We start from the raw sequence: 18,661 nt of genomic DNA on the forward strand, positions 1-18,661 counted from the left end.
GGCACACAAGGCAATGCCCTTACGCCAAGAATGGCGTGATATGTTGAGTGAGAAAGAACTTGTCGGTAGCAGAAGCGAAAAAACCACCGCATTTGTTCTGTTTAATACATTGAGCACATACCAGCGGATAGATATTTTTGAAATCGCTGATGCTTTTGGCGCAAATATCATGCACATCGCTATTGACCACACAAAGCGGCAAATTGAAGATGCGGGTCTCAATGCCACAGCGTTGGAGAATATCGACCGCTGCCGACAGGATATCCTTGTAATCCCACGGGTCGATAGAAAGGGCAGACCAATTAAGTTTGGCATAGCCCATATTTTCCATACCCATCAACGCCACGTGTTTAACAAAGAATAAGTTATTCGAAATAAATTCTACTAAATCTGGGAGATATTCAATGGTCTTTTGATGTAACACAATACGCAGTTCAATGGGAATACCTTGCTTATAGCAGTTAAGCAACCCAGCCAGCGTTTGATCGAATGCGCCTCGGCTTTGCACAATATAATCATGGATATCTGAAACATGTGCAAAAAGCGGGATGCCGACCATGAGGTTGCCGCGAGCCGCGGCCGCAAGCCGGGAGACATAATTCTCATAATAAAAATAGCGCCCATTACTAAGAAGATGGATTAGGGTGTGTGGGGAGCGCTGCGCGATCTTATCAATGATGCGGATTAAGCCCTCATTTAACATCGTTGGCTCGCCGCCCGTAATACATAATGTCTCGGGTAAATGGTCGTCATCCAGCAGATCTATCGTGGCCGTAACGTCGTTTTCCAATTGATAGGGATCCGTAATCCTTGCCGGTTTAGGCGGCTGAGGACACATTACGCATAAGTTATTACAGAGTTCTGTAACCAGGAAGGCATTGTTGTGGGAAGCGGTGCGATAATAGCGGTGTATTCTGCCTTTAACGCTAATGCTGATAATGTCTCCAGGAGAGAAGACAATGCCAGGTTTAACCAGGAGTACGGGAAACCGGCCATGTTCCCACAGCGCCGGTGCGCGATAGTCGTCGGCCGCACAAATCACTGCAGTCGGGCACGTGTCTTGGAACGACGGGAGCAGGGCGTCGGTGGCTAAATAAAGGATATCGCGGTCGGTCATAGGATCAGACCCCGTGACCACTTTGCCGAATAGCTCCCGAACCAAGCCGTAGGTCAATTCTGCCTGCGTAAATAGAAAGCAGGTATCTAACGGGATGGCTGGCTTCATTGCAAACCCCATTGCAGCAATATATGCCGGGTTTGAAGGTCATTTGATGTCAATTTTTTGATAATCATTTTGATGATGCTTTGGTTTTTATAACAAAAATCGTCCTTGCCCGGCCGCCCATAAGGGGACGCCGTGACTTGGTAGCGCCGAACCGGATCAGCCCCGCAATAGGGCGCATAGGCACAGTCCGAGCAGACTGGCAAGCTGTCGTTAATCCCCGATAACGCCAATTCTTGCATTACCGGCCCCAAAAACAATTCTGACCGGGTATTCTCAAGCACATGCCCCATCTTGAAATGCCGGTCTCCGGTCTCGGCCATCATACGGCTTTCATCGCTGGGATAAATATTGCCATCGTAGTTATATAAAGTGACACCGAAACCGGCGCCACAGGGGGATTGTAAATCGACAAAACCTGTCGCCCATGGTGTGACAAGTTTCTTCACAATAAGACTGGCATAGGATTCGCGAAACGGTTGTCCGTCTTTGTTTAACTGGATGATATAATCCAGGCATTTTTCATAGAATTCCAAAAAAGCGTCTGTTGTATAGCCAATTTTGTTGAAATATTTTTGAGCAAAGCCGTAAGGATTCAACTCACGGATAAAGATGCTGCTAAACCCTTGCCGGATATATTCATCAATTATTTCTTGGTGCAGACCAAGACTTTGGCGGGTTGTTGTCATCAGCGCGCTGACCTTGGCGAAGGCATTTTTTTGTTTAATGCGATCCAAGGTAGCGATTAGCGCTTCCCAGGCGCCGGCCTGGCTAAATTTCCGATTAGCATTGTGCAAGGACTGGGGGCCATCTAACGAGGTGCTAATTGAAATATTATGCTCGATCAAAAAGTTGATATCTTCGTCATTTACATCGCATAGGTTGGTGCACAGAACAAATTGGATTTCTTTCACCGCATTATTTTGTTGCACACGCTTCACGGCCCGCCGGACCAGCGGCATTGTCAACGTCGATTCTCCCCCCTGAAACTCCAGCGTGAGTTTGGCGGAGGGCATGGACAAGGCCATATCGATACTGGCGTCAAGTACGGCTTCGCTCATATCAAAGCGAGAAGAGGCGGACTGGCAGGATTTTCTCGATGCCTGGCAGTATATGCAAGAGTTGTTGCACCTCACAGTCAGCACGAAGATATGCAATTGCGCAAAGTCTTCGAGAAAGGCCTTTTTGGTCTTAAATTTAGACGCCAGTAGAGGGATCGGATCTAACGCCTCGTCATTGATGATGATGTGCTTCGATCGCAATTCATAGTAGAGCTTTTTATCGGTTATTTCTTTTTTATTGACCAATACGCTAAGCTGTTCATCGTTTAAACAGATCCATTCACCGTAATCGGTCGAAATAAAATATCGCTTAGCATCCAATTTGCTGAATCTGAAAGGCAACAGCTGATAATGGGGCTGGTAAAAACTCTCAGCGCTTGCGAATTTAATGCTCATGATTGAATCGTTCTTGTATGCTGAGCATCAGCGCATTATTGAGAAAAGTATTGATGATTTCGGCACTCTCTTGGACATGTGCGTTTGTGACGGTGAAATTCAGCAGCATACCATCCCCGGCTTGAGCTGTTATTGATAAATAATCCGCAAATAGTGATGCCATTTCATCAATGGCATGCTGCGTATAAAAATCAGAATCCAGTATCATTTGCATAAGCGTTAGACCGAGGAAGTCAGTATATGAAGGCTATCGCCGGGAGCCGCATTGTGCACCAGCGTGACCACCGGCGAAAAGGCTTTCCTAACGATTTCGGCATGAATTTCTTTTGTTTCAGCTAGGACGATCTGGCGCATCTGGTTTTCATGCAGAAGATCCAGAAATTCATATACTACCCGTTCAATATCGCTGGTAGGTGCTGCGGTATTTTTATTATAAAAGTAAATCAAAAGATGATTGTCCGCAGTTTTAGTGACATGAATATAAAACCGGTCTGTCAAAGAATAACATGTTTTCATTATCGCATTAATGGAATAAATCCCCTTATCTGCGATGATATAAAAAAATCACCGAGTGCATTCGTACCTTTACCGGTGGGCGCCATGGTTTAGTTACTCCTATAAATAGCCAGCATTTCTGCTGGCTATGACTGATTAACAGGTCTTGCCTGGCGTGCAGGAGTAATGGCTTGCATGGCTCGCGTGGCTGGAATGGCTATAGTGGGCTGCAAAAACTTGCCCATCCAGCGCGGGTCTATCCAAAATAACGGCTATGCCACCCTGCGGATTCGTTCGGGTACTGATGCTTTCCTGAACCCCATTGTTCACCGGAATGGCATCCGTTGACGCTATGGCGTTCAAGCTGCTTCCCGCTAAAACCCCAACAACTATCCCAGCGATAATCGGTTTAATTTTTTTACTTGCTTCAACCTCGTCTAACGCGATCTTTGGTACTGTTGGTAATCCTTTCATTGTTGATCCTTACCAATTTAAAACATAAGGAAATTATTAATCAATTAAATAATATTCCAATGTATTTCACTTTTCTTGCGCTTTTTATTGCAAAAAATTGATATAGGACAATATTTATTCACTCTCAAAGAGGACGTGATTCCTGGTTCTGTTGGTTAACACGTGAAACATACTGGAAGCGCTATAAACTGATTTTTCTAACACTGCATTTAATTAAATCATTATCATTATCATCAGCCGAAAACCTAATTCAACGTGTGGCAAAAATACCGCTTGGCAATAATTGATCCCAATTTTAGTGCAGAAAAGCAAACTATTAAAATACGTGATTTACATCACATGTTTTGATGATTTTCCATTGCAAGGTTTAGGTTTTTTTGCAATAACCCACCCTAAAACAGTGGCAGATGCACGATTCCACTACGGATGCCCTGGGTAACTTGCCCGCCGACAAAAGATTTTTACACTCTGAGAGCCGATGGCTTACATCTTATCGCAATTTTTCAAACTCAGGCTGTCAATAAGATGCACCCGTGAATATGTCTGCGTCAATCAAACAAGCCTGCGTTCTTCCCACGCTTTGCCCATTAATAGTGTGATCACGCGCGTGTTTACATCTAAATAAATCAACGCGTTAATTACCTGGTCGAAAATATATCATTAATTATTAGACAATTAATTCGCTTATAGCAAAAAACTAACATATTGAGCCTCTATATCACTTTTAACGATTAATTTGTTTTTTTTTATTTCCGATAAACATATGAAGGCGCAGTCCGACTTCCGGGGCACGATGCGATGCCAGCCATATAAAACCACAGGGAATCATGCCATGAAATTATCACTTGCCCATAAACTATGGCTCCCGCTCGTTGTCGCGCTGGTGTGCCTGGCCGGAACGTTATTTTTTGGCTCGGTGACGATTAAACAAGACCAACTGACACTGCGGAAAAATGCGATACAGGATGTCTCGCAACTGGCCCAGAGCGTAGTGAAAATGCAGGCTGATCTTGCTGACAAAGGATTGATTTCACAAGCGGAAGCGCAACAGCGCGCACTCCAGACCATCAAGAATCTGCGTTATGGTAAAACGGGGTATTTCACGATTTTGAATACCCAGGCGCAGGTCATCATGCACCCCATCAATGCAATGCTGATTGGCAAAGGGTCTGACATCGCTGATGCCAACGGGGCCTATATTTTCAGAGACATGGTGGCCGTCACCAGGGACAATAATGCCGGTTATACCGCCTATGTTTTCCCCCGTCCGGGCGAGACGAAACCTCAGCCGAAAATCGCCTACAGCATTCCGTGGTCGCCCTGGGGCTGGATCATCACGACCGGCCTGTATGTTGATGATATTAACGAGGCATTTCTGGTTTCTCTTTATCAGAATATCGTTGAATTCGTTACCATCAGCATTTTGCTCTCGCTGCTCGTCTATGTGATCAACCGGGGTATATTGCGAACCCTGGGCGGCGAGCCGCGCTATGCCGTTGAAGTCGCCGCCCGGATTGCTTCAGGCGATCTTTCCCACGCGGTGGATAAAAAAACCAGTGACAGCTCAAGCCTGATATATGAAATGGGTGTTATGCGCAAACAACTCACCACGGTCATTGAAGAGATCCGCGATGGCGCTGATATCATCAACGCCAGCACCCATGATATCGTCGCCGGAAATCAGGAGATAGTCGCTCATTCCGAGCAGCAGGCTATATCGCTGGAAAGAACCTCCTCCAGCATGGAAGAGATTACCGCCGCCGTAAAACAAAATGCGGAGAATTCGGGGCAAGCGCGCGAACTGGCGCGCGGCGCGGTGGATATTGCTTCTCGCGGCGGCGTGATGATGCAGAGCGTGAATGACACCATGACCGGTATTTCTGAAAGCGCCATCAAAATAGCCAGTATTATTGAAGTGGTAAACGGTATCGCTTTTCAGACCAATATCCTTGCCCTGAATGCGGCGGTGGAAGCGGCCAGGGCCGGTGAGCAAGGCAGGGGTTTCGCCGTGGTCGCCGGCGAGGTGCGCAGCCTGGCGTTACGCTGCTCTCAGGCGGCGCAGGAGATAAAAGGGCTGGTGGAAGAGTCCATGGCTCGCGTCAACAGCGGCTCCTCACAGATCAAAAAGGCCGGGAGCAATATCGACGACATGATAGAGGCCGTGCAGCGGGTTTCGGATATTATGTCGCAAATTTCCTACGCCACGGATGAACAAAGCAAAGCCATTAGCCATGTTAACGAAGCCGTAGTGCAAATCGATGCGGTGACGCACCAGAACTCCGTGCTTGTGCAGCAGGCGGTGGTGGCGGCAAGTGGCCTGGAAGAGCAAACCCGTAGGCTGACCGAAACCGTTGCCTTTTTTAATACTGGCAGGTAATTTCCGTAACAGACGACAATGCCCGGTCTCGATGCGAGCCGGGCATCATGGTTATTGATTGAATTGTAGCGTGACTCCGTCGATGCCGTCTTGCTGTTGCAGGAAAGCGACGGTGCGGCCCGCTACCCGGCGGAATTCCAGCGATACCCTGCCTTCCTCAAGGGGCAAGTCATCCACCGTCAGGCGGTCCACGCCGTCCGGCAATGCGGGACGGTTGACGCGGATCCGGCGGCGGTCGGCGTCGATTTCCAGTCCCAACGTGGCTTGCAGCAGCATGAATACCGCACCTGAAGCCCATGACTGCGGCTGGCACGCCACCGGATAGACGATGGGCTGCTCGCTTGCCGCGCGGGAAAAGCCGCAAAACAGCTCGGGCAGACGCAGGGAAAACGCCAGGGCCGCTTCGAACAGATTGCTTAATAGCGCCGCCGTGCCCTGGCGTTCGCCGTAGCGCGCCAGGCCGGCCGCGCACAAACCGACATCATGGGGCCATACCGAGCCGTTGTGATATGACATCGGATTGAAGCGGGCCGCTTCGCCGGACAGCGTGCGAATGCCCCAGCCGGTGTTGAAGGCGGGCGACAGCAGCCGGCGGATCACCTGGGATGCGCGTTGCTGGTCCGGCAGGCCGACGTACAGCAGATGGCCGGCATTGGACGCCTCCACCTGGCAGGGCCGGCCGGCGCCGTCCAACGCCAAAGCATAAAAACGGCGCTCCTGCAGCCAGAACCGCTGCTCCACGGTCTGGCGCAACCGTTCCGCCCGTTCGCGCCAGCGCCCGGCGGGTTCCGCCTCGCCCCGTCTGGCCGCCATGCTCGCCATGTCCAGCAGCGCGCGCCAGGCATAGCCCTGCACCTCCACCAGCGCGATAGGGCCTTCGGCCAGCCGTCCGTCGGCATGGGACACCGAATCATGGCTGTCTTTCCAGCCCTGGTTCGCCAGCCCGCTGCGCTCCCCGCGCTGGTAGTCGAGCAGCCCGAGCGGGCTGGCATCCAGCCTGGATTCTATCCAGGCGATGGCGGCGGTCAGCTGCGGCCAGATCCGGCTGATAAACGCCTCGTCCCCGGTGCGCTTATACCAGGCGCCGGCCAGCATGATAAACAGCGGCGTGGTATCCACTCCGCCATAATAAAACCCGAACGGCAGCTCATTGGTGGCGGTCATCTCGCCCTTGCGGGTCTCGTGCATGATCTTGCCCGGTTGGGCATCCCGGAAGGTGGACGCTTCCGCCGCCTGATGGCCGGCCAGATAGGCCAGCACGCCTTTGGCCAGGGCCGGATCGATCCAAAGCGTTTGCAGGGCGGTGATGATGGCATCGCGTCCGAACGGCGTGGAAAACCAGGGAATACCGGCATAAGGATACGGGCCGGTGGGCAAATCGCTGGTCAGCAATGCCAAATCGGCGCGCGCTTTGTCGAGCCAGGCCTGGAACAGCGGCTGGGAGCACGTCAGTTGCGCCCCCCGGCGCCGGCGCTGGCGCATCTTGCGTCTCGCCTCCACCGCGCCGCGCCGGAAACGGCCGGCGGTCGGGATATTGGCTTGCCGGCCGGCTTCCATCAGCAATTGCCAGTGGCCATGGGGCGGCAAGGGTGCCTGAAAGCGCGCCAGGCCGTCGCCCAAAGCCTCCGGCTGCGGTGAAAACGTCAGCGCGGTTTGCCGGCGAACCGCGTCCAGTCCCTGATAGGCCAGGGCGACGCCCTGTTCAATGGGCTGTTGCGCCAGCGTGCTGCCGCGCAACGGCCGCCGGGCTCCGCGAATCTCAAAGATGTCGCGAAAATCGGTAGCGAAACGCAGGCCGACCGGCAACCTCAGCGCGTATTCGCTGTAATTGCGGATGGCGATGCGCAGATACAAGCGGTTTTGCCACAAAAAGCAGGTGCGTTCGATATGCAGCGCGTTGGCGGGCAAGGTTTGGCCGTCTACCGTCAGCGGCGGGTTGGTCAGATGCGCGGTAAAGAATACGTTGTCGCGGCTGACGGTCGAGGAGAGAAACGCCGGCTGCACATTGTCGCCAATAGTCAGCCCTAGTCCGGACAAGAGGCGGGTATCATCGGTAAAGAGTCCGTCGCTCCGGCCGGTGATATCGCCGAAATCATCGGTCACCAGAAAGCTGTCGCCTTCCTTAAGGACATACAGCGAGGGACGTTTCGCTTCCGTGTGCGGGGATTGCTCCTGCACGTCGCATGATAAGCGGGGCTGATTTTCCATGGCGCTTACCCCGCCTTTTCCACATGCAGCAGGGCATCGCTGTTGGCGGCCGGTTGCCGCAAACGGCGGTACAGTTGTACATAGCGATCGGCCATGACGTCGGCCGAAAAGCGTTGCTCGAACTCTGTCCGTACCCGGCAGCGGTCCAGCGTGTCCACGGCGCGGCAGGCGGCCACCGCCTGCGTTTCGTCTTCTACGATAAAGCCGGTGACACCCGGTTCGATCACTTCCGGCACCGAACCGCAGCGCCAGGCCACGACCGGCGTGCCGCAGGCCATCGCTTCAATCATGACCAGCCCGAACGGCTCCGGCCAGTCGATGGGGAACAGCAACGCCCGCGCCTGGCCGAGGAAATCCGCTTTCTGCCGGTCGTTGATTTCACCGATAAACTCCACGCCGCCGCCCTGCAGCAGCGGTTCAATCACCTGGCGGAAATAGTTTTTATCGGCATCATCCACCTTGGCGGCAATTTTGAGCGGAATCCCGGCCTGACGGGCGATGGCGATAGCCCGATCCGGGCGTTTTTCCGGCGAGATGCGGCCGAGGAAAGCCAGGTAGTCCCCCCGGGGAGCGGCGGTGAACCTATAGCGTTCGGGATCCAGCCCATGCCATACCGTGCCGGCCCAGTTGGCGAACGGCAGCGGCTGGCGCTGCGAATCGGAAATGGATACCAGGGGATATTGCCGCCAGCGATGGAAAGCCGTGGGCAGATCGGTCATATCCAACCGGCCGTGCAACGTGGTCAGGGTCTTGGCGGCCACGGACTCGAAGAACGGGAAATGCAGCAGATCGGTATGGAAATGCAGCACATCGAACTCGCCGGCGCGCTCGCGCAGCTCATCGAACATCACATAATGGGCGGCCAGATCCGATTTCAGCGGAGCGGGATCAAGACGCAGCGCCCGATCGCGGCCGGCATGCAATGGCGCCAGGGTTTGGCTGTCGCCGGAAGCGAACAGCGTGACATCATGTCCTTTTTTAATCAATGCGTCGGTAAGATTGGCGACGATCCGTTCGGTGCCGCCATAGAGTTTGGGGGGAACCGCTTCGTACAGCGGCGCAATTTGAGCAATTTTCATTAGCTTATCTCCATACCAACAATAAGTGATGAAAGGCGCGTCAAACGCAGCGATAGCAAAAAAGAAAATAGGGTGCGTGCGCAAAATTTTCAAGTCCGCAACAGGATTTTGCCGGCCGCGGATAAAACCCTAACGCGGCCAAAGGGTTGGGACGGGATCGTGGGCGAACTGCGCGCATCCTAGCCCGGTAGCGAAAGCCCTTGGCAACATCAGGCCGGCCAATAATTTCCCCACTTTCTTTACGCCTGTTTTCTGCGCCGCGCTCATTTCCCCTCTCTTTCGTGAAGCTGTTCACATATCCCTATGCGGATGCCCAAACTTACGGTGAAATTTTCGGCGTCTGGCAGAGGAAATATGAAAACAAACTGACTAACTTCGATAATGAAATACCATTTTATTATTTGTGATTGTAAGTTTCATAAAATTGTGAGTGCGCTCACATTACTCGATGTGGCCGTAACTCCGGCGCGCCCAGGCGGGCGTTAACTCTCCCAGAAATGGTAGGTATCGCTGTGAAAATAACGTCAGTTGAGGTCTCTGTTTTTACGTATCCGACACGTCGCGTTTCTGATAGCGCGGGCCATTCGCATCCGGGTGAAGAAAGTCAGGCAAAAATGGCGTTGTTGACGCTGACCACTGACGAGGGTGACTGCGGATATTCATTCGCGCCGCCGGAAGTGGTGCGGCCACACGTGGTCAACGCTTTCTTTAGAAAAGTATTGGTGGGTCAGAATCCGTTTGACCGCGAACGGCTGTGGCAGGATCTGGCGCACTGGCAGCGCGGCAGCGCGCACCAGCTGACCGAGCGCGCGCTGTCGTTTGTTGAGCAGGCGCTCTGGGATTTAATCGGCCGTAAACTGAACATGCCGGTGCACAAACTGCTGGGCGGATTCCGGGAAAAAGTGCCGGCATACGGCAGCACCATGTGCGGTGATGAGCTGAAGGGCGGCCTTTCCACGCCGGATGAGTTCGCTCGGTTTGCCGAGAAGCTGGTGGCGCGCGGTTATCAGGCCATCAAGCTGCATACCTGGATGCCGCCGGTGGCGTTCGCGCCGGACCCGAAAATGGACATCAAAGCCTGCGCCGCCGTGCGCGAAGCCGTCGGGCCGGACATCGAACTGATGCTCGACGGCTATCACTGGTACAGCCGCAGCCAGGCGTTGACCATCGGCAAGGCGCTGGAAAAACTCAACTTTGCCTGGTTCGAAGAGCCGATGGAAGAAGAAAGCATGGCCTCCTATGCCTGGCTGGCGGAAAACCTCGCTATCGATGTGATCGGCCCGGAAAGCCTGGGCGGCAAACACCACAGCCGCGCCGACTGGGTGAAGGCGGGCGCCTGCGACATCCTACGCGCCGGAGCCAACGGCGTCGGCGGGATCTCGCCGTGCATGAAAGTCGCCGGTCTGGCTGAAGCGTTCGGCATGGACTGCGAAGTGCACGGCAACGGCGCGGCCAGCCTGGCCGTGGTCGGCGCGATCCGCAATTGCCGGTGGTACGAACGCGGCCTGTTGCATCCGTTCCTCGAATACGACGAACCCGCCGCCTACCTGAACAGTATTGTCGACCCGATGGATAAGCAGGGTTTTGTCCATCTTTCCAATCGCCCCGGCCTCGGAGAGGACATTAATTTTGACTACATAGAAACGCATACCGTCAGCCGCGACTGACCTGCGGGCAGAAAAAATACTAAACCTCTGACTCTACCCGGAAGGTACATCATGAACACTGGCACACCCCCCGGGGCGTGGTTATTCGCGCTCCTGCTGATGATGAGCTGCTGGACGGTGCAGGCGAAAACGCCGCCCGACCAGCTGATCGTCGGCATGAATATGAACAACCTGCTGACGCTCGATCCGGCAGCGATGACCGGTAATGATATCGTCGGTATCGTGGTCAACCTTTATGACCCGCTCATTGAGCTCGATCCGCAACAGCTGACGCATGTGCGTCCTGCGCTGGCGACCTCGTGGCAGGTCAACGATGCCGGCAATCTTCTGACGTTCCATCTGCGCGCAGGCGTGACATTCCACTCCGGCAATCCGGTCACCGCAGACGATGTGGTGTGGTCGATGCGCCGCATTTTGCATTTGAACCTGGCGCAGGCATCGGTATGGAAATCTTATGGATTCAGCAAAGATAACGTCGATGAAATGGTACGCGCGCCGTCGCCTGATACCGTTGAAATCCAACTGCCGAAACCGAATGACCCGAAACTGGTGATCTATTCGCTGGCCGCGCTCGGCAGCGTGGTGGCGTTGGATCGCAAAACGGTGCAGGCCCACGAGGTGAACGGCGATTGGGGCAACCGCTGGCTAACCACCAATGAAGCGGGTTCCGGCCCGTTTCGCCTCGACGGGTGGCAGGCCAAAGACGTGCTGAATATGAGCCGCAACCCGCAGTACTGGCGCGGAAATCCACGGCTATCCCGCGTGGTGTTCCGCCATTTTCAGGAATCGCAAACACTGCGTTTGATGATTGAAAAGGGCGACCTGGATATCGCCAATAACATGGCGGTTGCCGATGTCAACGCGCTCAGCCACGACCCGGCGCTGGTTGTCGAGCAGGTAAAGAAAGGCACGATTTATTACGTGGCGATGAGCATGAAAGATCCGCATTTCGCCAACGCGAAAGTACGCGAAGCGGTGCGCTATCTCATCGATTATCAGGGCATCGGTAAAGCGCTGATGACCGGTTACGGCATTGTGCACCAGCGGCCGATCCAGGTGGGCATGCCGGCAACCCTGCCGGATCCGGGCTACAAACTGGATATCCCGCGCGCCAAAGCGTTGCTGGCCGATGCCGGTTATCCCGACGGCTTTGATACCACGCTGCGGGTGCTGGCCGATCAGCCGTTTCTCAATATCGCGATTGCCGTACAGTCCACGCTGATGCAGGCGGGGATACGCGCCAAAATAGTCACCGGCACCGGCAACCAGATCTACGGCGCCATGCGTGAACGCAAGTTCGCCATGCTGGTCGGGCGCGGCGGCAGCGGTGTGGAACCGCATCCGCATTCCAGCCTGCGCGCGCTGGTCTATAACCCGGATAACAGCGACGCGGCGCGTCTCACCAATTTCCAGGGCTGGCGCACGGGTTTTTACGATAAACAGCTCAATACAGACATCGACCGGGCGCTGCTGGAACGTGATCCTGAAAAACAAAAGCAGGAGTACTTTGCCATTCAGGAACGCTACGACGCCCTGATCCCGGCGCTGGTGCCGGTTTCGCAAATGATCGATTCCATCGTGGTGCGCAGGGACGTCAAAAACTATCTGCCGCATCCGTCGGCCACCACCTTTTTGCGCGATGTCTATAAAGACGAGAGCCGGCAGCCTGTGTCGCCGGGTGCGCAGCCAGCCGGAGGGAAGGGATTATGACCATGCCCATTCCGGCGCCGGTTACAAAGCAAACCGCGCGCGCGCCTTTCCCCGCGGGGCGGATCGGCAAACGCCTGCTCCAGGTCTTGGTGACGTTGTTCGGCCTGCTGCTGCTGACGTTTTTTATTGGCCGCGTAATGCCGGTGGATCCGGTGCTGGCGATTGTCGGCCCCGACGCCGACCACAGCACTTATCAACAGGTTTACCATCAGCTCGGTTTTGATAAACCGCTGTGGACACAATTCGGCATTTACCTTTCCGGCCTGGCGCACGGTGATTTGGGCAATGCGCTGCTGACCGGCAAGCCGGTGACGCGGGACATTTTGCGCGTGTTCCCGGCCACCATGGAACTGGCGACGCTGGCGATCATTCTCGGTGCCGGCGTCGGCATTCCTCTGGGCGTGCTGGCAGCGGCAAAACGCAACAGCATTGCGGATTACGTCGTGCGGATTATCAGCCTGGCCGGCTATTCCACGCCGATATTCTGGGTCGGGATGATGGGGCTGCTGGTGTTTTACGCCTGGCTCGGTTGGGTAGGCGGCGCGGGCCGGCTGGATTTCAGCCTCGACGGACAGGTCACGCGCCACAGCGGTTTTATGCTGATCGACGCGCTGATTGCCAGCAACGGGACGGTATTTCGCGACGCGCTGAATCACCTGATCCTGCCTGCGTCGTTACTCGGCTTTCACTCGCTGGCCTATATCAGCCGCATGACGCGTAGCTTTATGCTGGCGCAGCTATCGCAGGAATTCATTATCACCGCCCGGGTGAAAGGCCTGAGCGAATGGCATGTGCTGTGGAATCACGCGTTCCGCAATATTCTGGTCCAGTTGCTGACCGTGGTTGCGCTGGCTTACGGCTCGCTGCTCGAAGGCGCGGTGCTGATTGAAACGGTTTTCTCCTGGCCGGGCTTCGGTTCGTATCTCACCAGCAGCCTGATGCTTGGCGACATGAACGCGGTGATGGGCTGCGTGCTGGTGGTCGGTTTAATTTTCGTGATGCTGAATCTGCTCTCTGACCTGCTGTACCAGGTTTTTGACCCGAGGACAAAAGTATGACGATATCCCTTGATTCTGCGGCGCTCAGCGCCGGTGATGAAAAACGCCGGCGCGTGAAGCAGGCGTTGGGCCGCATCGGCAATTTTTTGTGGCGGATGGCGAGCAACCCGCTGACGGCTATCGGCGGCGCCATTGTTCTGCTGCTGATGGTTGTGGCGCTCTTCGCACCCTGGATCGCGCCCTTCCATCCGCTGGTGCAGGACCTGAATAACGCGCTCAGCCCGCCGTCGGCGGCGCATTGGTTTGGCACCGATGAGTTTGGCCGCGATATCTTCAGCCGGCTGGTTTACGGCTCGCGCATCACGCTGTATATCGTGCTGCTGGTCTCCGTCACCGTCGGGCCGCTCGGGTTGCTGCTCGGCGTCACCGCGGGTTATTTCGGCGGTAAAACGGATATGGTGCTGATGCGGGTGACGGATATTTTCATCTCCTTTCCGAGCCTGGTGCTGGCGCTGGCGTTTGTCGCCGCGCTCGGCCCGGGGCTGGAACATGTGGTGATCGCCATTACGCTCACCGCCTGGCCGCCGATTGCGCGCCTGGCCCGCGCTGAAACGCTCTCGCTGCGCCAGGCCGATTTTATCTCGGCGGTGCGTTTGCTGGGCGCATCCCCGGCGCGGCTGTTGTGGCGCCACATTGTGCCGCTGTGTCTGCCGTCGGTCATTATCCGTATCACCATGAACATGGCGGGAATTATTCTCACCGCCGCGGGCCTGGGGTTCCTCGGCCTGGGCGCGCAGCCGCCCGATCCCGAATGGGGCGCAATGATTTCCAGTGGCCGGACGTACATGATGGAGTGTTGGTGGGTTGCGACCTTTCCCGGTCTGGCGATCATGATTAACAGCCTGGCGTTCAACTTTTTAGGAGATGGCCTGCGTGACATCCTCGATCCCCGTAGTGAATGACGCCCCGGCGTTACTCGATGTGCGCGATCTGCACGTCAGCTTTGTCAATGGACGTCAGGAAACGCAGGCGGTGCGCGGCGTTTCCTTCCAACTCGGGCGGGAAAAACTGGCGATTGTCGGTGAATCCGGTTCGGGCAAATCCACCGTCGGACGGGCGCTGTTGCAGCTTCATCCGGCAAAAGCACGCATTACCGCTGAAAAAATGCAGTTCGGTGATATCGATTTGCTTAACGCCAGCCCGCGGCAGATGCGGCGGGTGCGCGGGAAACGCATATCGATGATTATGCAGGACCCGAAATACTCGCTCAATCCGGTACTCTGCGTCGGCGATCAAATTGCCGAAGCGTGGCGTTCGCATCACCCCTGTTCCTATCGGGAGGCGAAAAGCAAAGTGCTCAATATGCTCGATGTGGTGCGCATCCGCGATCCGCAACGTGTTTATCATCTGTATCCGCATGAGATTTCAGGCGGGCAGGGGCAGCGCATCATGATCGCCATGATGCTTATCACTGACCCGGAAATGGTGATTGCCGATGAGCCGACCTCCGCGCTGGACGTCTCGGTGCGTTTACAGGTGCTGGCGCTGCTCGACGATCTGGTGAAAACCCGTGGACTGGGACTGATTTTTATCAGCCATGACATCAATCTGGTGCGCAGCTTCTGCGACCGCGTGCTGGTGATGTATGCCGGACGCATTGTGGAGTCGATTGCCGCCACCGATCTGGATAATGCGCGGCATCCCTATACGCGCGGTTTGCTTAGCGCGCTGCCGGACATGGATAACCGTCGTTATCCGCTGCCGGTGATGCACCGTCAGGCCAGTTGGCTTACCGATTAAGGAGCCGAAATGCAAACGAAAACCATGATCGACGTGCGCAATCTGAATCTTGCGTTCGGCGAAGGCGCGAAAACCACCCAGGTACTGACGGAGGTGAATATCGATGTCCGTGAAGGAGAAATCTTCGGGCTGGTGGGGGAGTCGGGCTCCGGGAAAACCACGGTGCTGAAATGTCTCGCCGGGCTGTTTACCCATTGGCGCGGTGAGCTGGAAATCGACGGTCAGCCGCTCCAGCACCGCATTGGCCGCGACCGCTGCCGTCTGGTGCAAATGGTGTTTCAGGATCCCTATGGCTCGCTGCATCCCCGTCACACGATCGGCGATATTCTTGAGGAGCCGTTGCAAATCCACCGTATCGATCAGCGTGATCGGCGGATTAACATTATCCTGGACAAAGTCGGTCTGAACCGCGCGTTCCGCCGGCGGTATCCGCATCAGCTTTCCGGTGGCCAGCGGCAGCGTGTCGCTATCGCCCGCGCGCTGATCCTCAAGCCGCGCGTACTGCTGCTTGACGAACCGACTTCGGCGCTGGATGTGTCGGTGCAGGCGGAAATCCTCAATTTGTTGTTCGACCTGCAGAAAGAGGAAGGGCTGACCTATTTGATGGTGACGCATGATCTGGGCGTCATCGCCCACCTCTGCCAGCGTGTTGCCGTCATGCAATACGGCAAAATCCTCGAAACGCTGGAAACCGACGCGCTGCTGCGCGGCGATATTCAGCAGGATTACACCCGCGTGCTGGTCGATGCCAGCCGCAATTACAGCAGGGAAATGGCGGCAAAAGTGATGTTATAGGGACCGCACCTTCCCTTCAGCGTTCAGCGGGGTTTGGCTTGCTGGATAACATTGTCGGATTCAGGCATGTGGGGCAATTCTCTATCGCGCCGGAATGGGTCCTGGATGGCCCTTAAAAAGCCGCTTAAAAGTAGGACCGGGATGTCTATCGGCGATGCATTTGGGTTAATGCCGAGGCCAGTTCGCGCAAGCTTTTTTTGAGTTCATCATAATCACCGGGCACATGATCAAAATGGGGGCAGGTTATCACCGCCTCGGCCCGGTCGTCATGGCCCAAAACAGGAAACGAAACCGATGTCAGGCCGATTATCCGGTCGTGTTTGATCTCGGAAAATCCTTGCTCGCCGATTTGCGCTAATTGTTGATGCAGGTTGGCCCGCAGTTCCGGTCCCAGCGGGGCATGACGAATAAGGCGCAGGGCGGCCTGATCGGAGGCCATTGCCAGGAACAACAACGCCGAGCTGGATTTGATCGCATTCAGTGTGGAGCCTGAGCGGGCGCCGATGGCGGGGGAGAATTCAGGATAAGCATGCGCCAGCACCACAAAATCATCTTCCTTCAACGAGGCTAAGTGGCAGGGCTGATTGGTTTGCCAGGAGAAATCGCGCATCAGGCGTTGGCACTGCTCGGAAAGGGCGAATTGCTGGATTGGACTGACGGCGTATTTGACTTGCACCTTATCGGTCAGATGGTAAAGCCGGGCGGCATCTTGATACAAATAGCCTTCTGCCGACAGGCACTGCACGATGCGATAAATGTGATTGAATGACAGCCCTAGTTCAGCCGCCAATTGCCCCATGCTTTTCGGCGCCCCGGTTTTGGCGAAGTATTCGATAATTTTAAGTCCGCGAGTGAGGGCCGGCGCTTTGTATTCCTGGCTGGGCGTATTCATGGTGGCTTTCGGTTATCAGGCGCAAAAGGATAAATCCTACCTTAGGTAACCCCGCTGGCGCTGTCAAAAATAACTGCTGCTATCCGCGCGGGCAAGAATCGCAGCAGTAGGGCGCCGCGCCTAGCGCGGGATGATATCCGCCCGTTCGGTGGATTTTTGCGGCGTTTCGCTGCGGCGCAAATAGCGGATAACCAGCAAGGTGACCACGCCGCCGACGGCCATGCAAACGCCGAGGTAATACATAGGGGCGCTGCTGCTGCCGGTCATATCACGGATCGCCGGAACCGTATTCTGCGCAAAAAATCCGCCCAGGTTGGCCAGGGAATTGATGGCGGCCAGCCCGGCTGCCGCGGCGCTGCCGCTCAGAAAACGCGTCAGGTTCCAAAAGCACGGCTGGATGGAAAATATCGCCATTATCACCAGGGTAATCGAGAAAAAACTCAGTACGGGCGTGTTGATAAACCAGGCGCTGGCCACCAGGAACACCGCCGCGACGAACATCGGCAGCGCAATGTTGAGCACCGGGCTGGCGGTGCGACCCGGTTTCGCGGTTAACCACCACAGCAGCAGAATCGACATCAGCCAGGGCAGCATATTAATAAAGCCATTATGCAAGTCGGATACGCCGAACCCTTTGACGATAGTGGGCATCCAGTAGCTCAAGCCGTAGGCGCCAAAGGAAATAAACCCAAGCACCAACGCCAGCAGAAGGACGCGGCGGTCGATCAACGTCTGCAATACGCCGGTTATGCGATGATCCTGATGGGCCTCGCGCTCAAGGTCGAGACGGTTGACCAGCCAGCGCTTTTCCGTTTCGTCCAGGAAGTTGGCTTTTTCAGGGGTTTCGGCTAAAAACATCACGACCGGAATAATCAACAGCACCGCCGGCACGCCGGTGCCGATGAAAATCCACTGCCAGCCGTCAAGCCCCAGTACGCCGTGCATGCTGAGCAACATCCCGTTGAGCGGGGCGCCGACCAGATTGGCAAACAGGCTGGCCATAATGAGATAGCTGACGACTTTTGGCCGATATTCAAGCGGGAACCAGCGGGTCATATAATAAAGCAAACCGGGATACAGTCCTGCCTCGGCCGCGCCGATTAAAAACCGTAAGATATAAAACATGGTGGCGCTGGTGGTAAAAGCCAGCAGAATGGTAATGATACCCCACGTGATCATGATGCGGGCAAACCAAATACGCGGACCTATTTTATGCAAAAAGATATTGCTTGGAATTTCAAAAAATAAATAACCGATAAAAAATAGCGATGCGCCCAGGCCAAAGGCGGTTTCGCTTAAGCCCAGGCTATCAACCATATGTAATTTGGCAAAACCGATATTCTGCCGGTCGATATAAGCAATAATATACATCAATAACATTAGAGGGATAATTTTGACGCTTATTTTTTTCATCAGCGCCTTTTCTTCGAGGTGGATATGACTTTCCATTTTTCAGACTCCAGGCAATAAAAGGTGAGGTCACCCAG

16 protein-coding genes are annotated in these 18,661 nt (G+C 55.0%); 7 read left to right on the plus strand and 9 right to left on the minus strand.

Annotated features, from left to right (window positions below):
• Nucleotides 1-19: 19 nt before the first annotated feature.
• From hxsC to ACL2XQ_RS12410, 5 genes are all read right to left on the minus strand, one after another.
• The gene (gene hxsC, locus ACL2XQ_RS12390) at nucleotides 20-1,225 is read right to left on the minus strand and encodes a His-Xaa-Ser system radical SAM maturase HxsC (RefSeq protein WP_413722971.1); all 1,206 of its coding nucleotides are present in this window, start codon (nucleotides 1,223-1,225) and stop codon (nucleotides 20-22) included.
• Entirely contained in the window at nucleotides 1,222-2,679 is a 1,458-nt protein-coding gene (hxsB, locus tag ACL2XQ_RS12395; protein ID WP_413722970.1) for a His-Xaa-Ser system radical SAM maturase HxsB, read from the minus strand. The genes hxsC and hxsB overlap by 4 nt, the downstream gene beginning before the upstream one ends.
• Entirely contained in the window at nucleotides 2,669-2,893 is a 225-nt protein-coding gene (locus tag ACL2XQ_RS12400; protein ID WP_413722969.1) for a hypothetical protein, read from the minus strand. Before ACL2XQ_RS12400 ends, hxsB begins: the two co-directional genes overlap by 11 nt.
• A 5-nt stretch (nucleotides 2,894-2,898) precedes the next feature.
• Nucleotides 2,899-3,234, minus strand: a complete 336-nt coding sequence (gene hxsD / locus ACL2XQ_RS12405; RefSeq protein WP_413740518.1) for a His-Xaa-Ser system protein HxsD — start codon at nucleotides 3,232-3,234, stop codon at nucleotides 2,899-2,901.
• A gap of 96 nt (nucleotides 3,235-3,330) precedes the next feature.
• Nucleotides 3,331-3,648, minus strand: a complete 318-nt coding sequence (locus tag ACL2XQ_RS12410) for a hypothetical protein (protein ID WP_413722967.1) — start codon at nucleotides 3,646-3,648, stop codon at nucleotides 3,331-3,333.
• An 832-nt stretch (nucleotides 3,649-4,480) separates the two neighbouring features.
• Between ACL2XQ_RS12410 and ACL2XQ_RS12415 the strand changes: the two genes are divergently transcribed.
• Nucleotides 4,481-6,025 carry a methyl-accepting chemotaxis protein gene (locus ACL2XQ_RS12415; RefSeq protein ID WP_413731061.1) on the plus strand — a complete coding sequence of 515 codons (1,545 nt, stop codon included), beginning with the start codon at nucleotides 4,481-4,483 and terminating at the stop codon, nucleotides 6,023-6,025.
• A 51-nt stretch (nucleotides 6,026-6,076) separates the two neighbouring features.
• Here the strand turns inward: ACL2XQ_RS12415 and ACL2XQ_RS12420 are convergent, their stop codons facing one another.
• Nucleotides 6,077-8,233, minus strand: coding sequence for a glycogen debranching N-terminal domain-containing protein (locus ACL2XQ_RS12420; RefSeq protein WP_413740426.1), 2,157 nt, complete (start codon nucleotides 8,231-8,233; stop codon nucleotides 6,077-6,079).
• A gap of 5 nt (nucleotides 8,234-8,238) precedes the next feature.
• Nucleotides 8,239-9,312, minus strand: coding sequence for a glycosyltransferase family 4 protein (locus ACL2XQ_RS12425; RefSeq protein WP_410014811.1), 1,074 nt, complete (start codon nucleotides 9,310-9,312; stop codon nucleotides 8,239-8,241).
• Between the two features lie 512 nt (nucleotides 9,313-9,824).
• Between ACL2XQ_RS12425 and ACL2XQ_RS12430 the strand changes: the two genes are divergently transcribed.
• Genes ACL2XQ_RS12430 through ACL2XQ_RS12455 form a run of 6 tightly spaced genes read left to right on the plus strand, consistent with a single transcriptional unit; the run spans nucleotide 9,825 to nucleotide 16,282 of the window.
• A complete protein-coding gene (locus ACL2XQ_RS12430) occupies nucleotides 9,825-10,979 on the plus strand; it encodes a mandelate racemase family protein (protein ID WP_410014812.1) in 1,155 nt (384 codons plus the stop codon).
• A 51-nt stretch (nucleotides 10,980-11,030) separates the two neighbouring features.
• Nucleotides 11,031-12,689 (plus strand): ABC transporter substrate-binding protein, encoded by a 1,659-nt coding sequence (locus ACL2XQ_RS12435; protein WP_413740427.1) that lies wholly within the window; start codon nucleotides 11,031-11,033, stop codon nucleotides 12,687-12,689.
• A gap of 2 nt (nucleotides 12,690-12,691) precedes the next feature.
• Nucleotides 12,692-13,747, plus strand: coding sequence for an ABC transporter permease (locus tag ACL2XQ_RS12440; RefSeq protein ID WP_413740519.1), 1,056 nt, complete (start codon nucleotides 12,692-12,694; stop codon nucleotides 13,745-13,747).
• Nucleotides 13,744-14,649 carry an ABC transporter permease gene (locus ACL2XQ_RS12445; protein WP_413740428.1) on the plus strand — a complete coding sequence of 302 codons (906 nt, stop codon included), beginning with the start codon at nucleotides 13,744-13,746 and terminating at the stop codon, nucleotides 14,647-14,649. The genes ACL2XQ_RS12440 and ACL2XQ_RS12445 overlap by 4 nt, the downstream gene beginning before the upstream one ends.
• Nucleotides 14,621-15,487: an ABC transporter ATP-binding protein gene (locus ACL2XQ_RS12450; protein WP_413732696.1), complete on the plus strand. Its 867-nt coding sequence runs from the start codon at nucleotides 14,621-14,623 to the stop codon at nucleotides 15,485-15,487. Before ACL2XQ_RS12445 ends, ACL2XQ_RS12450 begins: the two co-directional genes overlap by 29 nt.
• A gap of 24 nt (nucleotides 15,488-15,511) precedes the next feature.
• Complete coding sequence (locus ACL2XQ_RS12455; protein ID WP_413733208.1) at nucleotides 15,512-16,282, plus strand: ABC transporter ATP-binding protein; 771 nt, start codon at nucleotides 15,512-15,514, stop codon at nucleotides 16,280-16,282.
• A 145-nt stretch (nucleotides 16,283-16,427) separates the two neighbouring features.
• Here ACL2XQ_RS12455 and ACL2XQ_RS12460 read toward each other — a convergent pair whose 3' ends face one another.
• Both ACL2XQ_RS12460 and ACL2XQ_RS12465 read right to left on the minus strand, forming a co-directional pair.
• On the minus strand, nucleotides 16,428-17,174 hold the full coding sequence (locus ACL2XQ_RS12460) for an IclR family transcriptional regulator (RefSeq protein WP_413740429.1): 747 nt from the start codon (nucleotides 17,172-17,174) through the stop codon (nucleotides 16,428-16,430).
• Nucleotides 17,175-17,294: 120 nt separating this feature from the next.
• A complete protein-coding gene (locus tag ACL2XQ_RS12465; protein ID WP_410014817.1) occupies nucleotides 17,295-18,623 on the minus strand; it encodes an MFS transporter in 1,329 nt (442 codons plus the stop codon).
• Between the last annotated feature and the right edge of the window lie 38 nt (nucleotides 18,624-18,661).

Origin of the sequence: Sodalis sp. RH14 (assembly GCF_047324285.1) — a bacterium.
GTDB lineage: Bacteria > Pseudomonadota > Gammaproteobacteria > Enterobacterales > Enterobacteriaceae > Acerihabitans.

Bases quoted from the DNA above. Each gene is read 5' to 3' on its own strand.
- ACL2XQ_RS12440 (WP_413740519.1), top strand. From the start codon at position 12,692: ATGCCCATTCCGGCGCCGGTTACAAAGCAAACCGCGCGCGCGCCTTTC.
- ACL2XQ_RS12445 (WP_413740428.1), top strand. From the start codon at position 13,744: ATGACGATATCCCTTGATTCTGCGGCGCTCAGCGCCGGTGATGAAAAA.
- ACL2XQ_RS12455 (WP_413733208.1), top strand. From the start codon at position 15,512: ATGATCGACGTGCGCAATCTGAATCTTGCGTTCGGCGAAGGCGCGAAA.
- ACL2XQ_RS12415 (WP_413731061.1), top strand. From the start codon at position 4,481: ATGAAATTATCACTTGCCCATAAACTATGGCTCCCGCTCGTTGTCGCG.
- ACL2XQ_RS12465 (WP_410014817.1), bottom strand. From the start codon at position 18,623: ATGGAAAGTCATATCCACCTCGAAGAAAAGGCGCTGATGAAAAAAATA.
- ACL2XQ_RS12435 (WP_413740427.1), top strand. From the start codon at position 11,031: ATGAACACTGGCACACCCCCCGGGGCGTGGTTATTCGCGCTCCTGCTG.
- ACL2XQ_RS12400 (WP_413722969.1), bottom strand. From the start codon at position 2,893: ATGCAAATGATACTGGATTCTGATTTTTATACGCAGCATGCCATTGAT.
- ACL2XQ_RS12425 (WP_410014811.1), bottom strand. From the start codon at position 9,312: ATGAAAATTGCTCAAATTGCGCCGCTGTACGAAGCGGTTCCCCCCAAA.
- hxsB (WP_413722970.1), bottom strand. From the start codon at position 2,679: ATGAGCATTAAATTCGCAAGCGCTGAGAGTTTTTACCAGCCCCATTAT.
- ACL2XQ_RS12410 (WP_413722967.1), bottom strand. From the start codon at position 3,648: ATGAAAGGATTACCAACAGTACCAAAGATCGCGTTAGACGAGGTTGAA.
- ACL2XQ_RS12420 (WP_413740426.1), bottom strand. From the start codon at position 8,233: ATGGAAAATCAGCCCCGCTTATCATGCGACGTGCAGGAGCAATCCCCG.
- ACL2XQ_RS12460 (WP_413740429.1), bottom strand. From the start codon at position 17,174: ATGAATACGCCCAGCCAGGAATACAAAGCGCCGGCCCTCACTCGCGGA.
- hxsC (WP_413722971.1), bottom strand. From the start codon at position 1,225: ATGAAGCCAGCCATCCCGTTAGATACCTGCTTTCTATTTACGCAGGCA.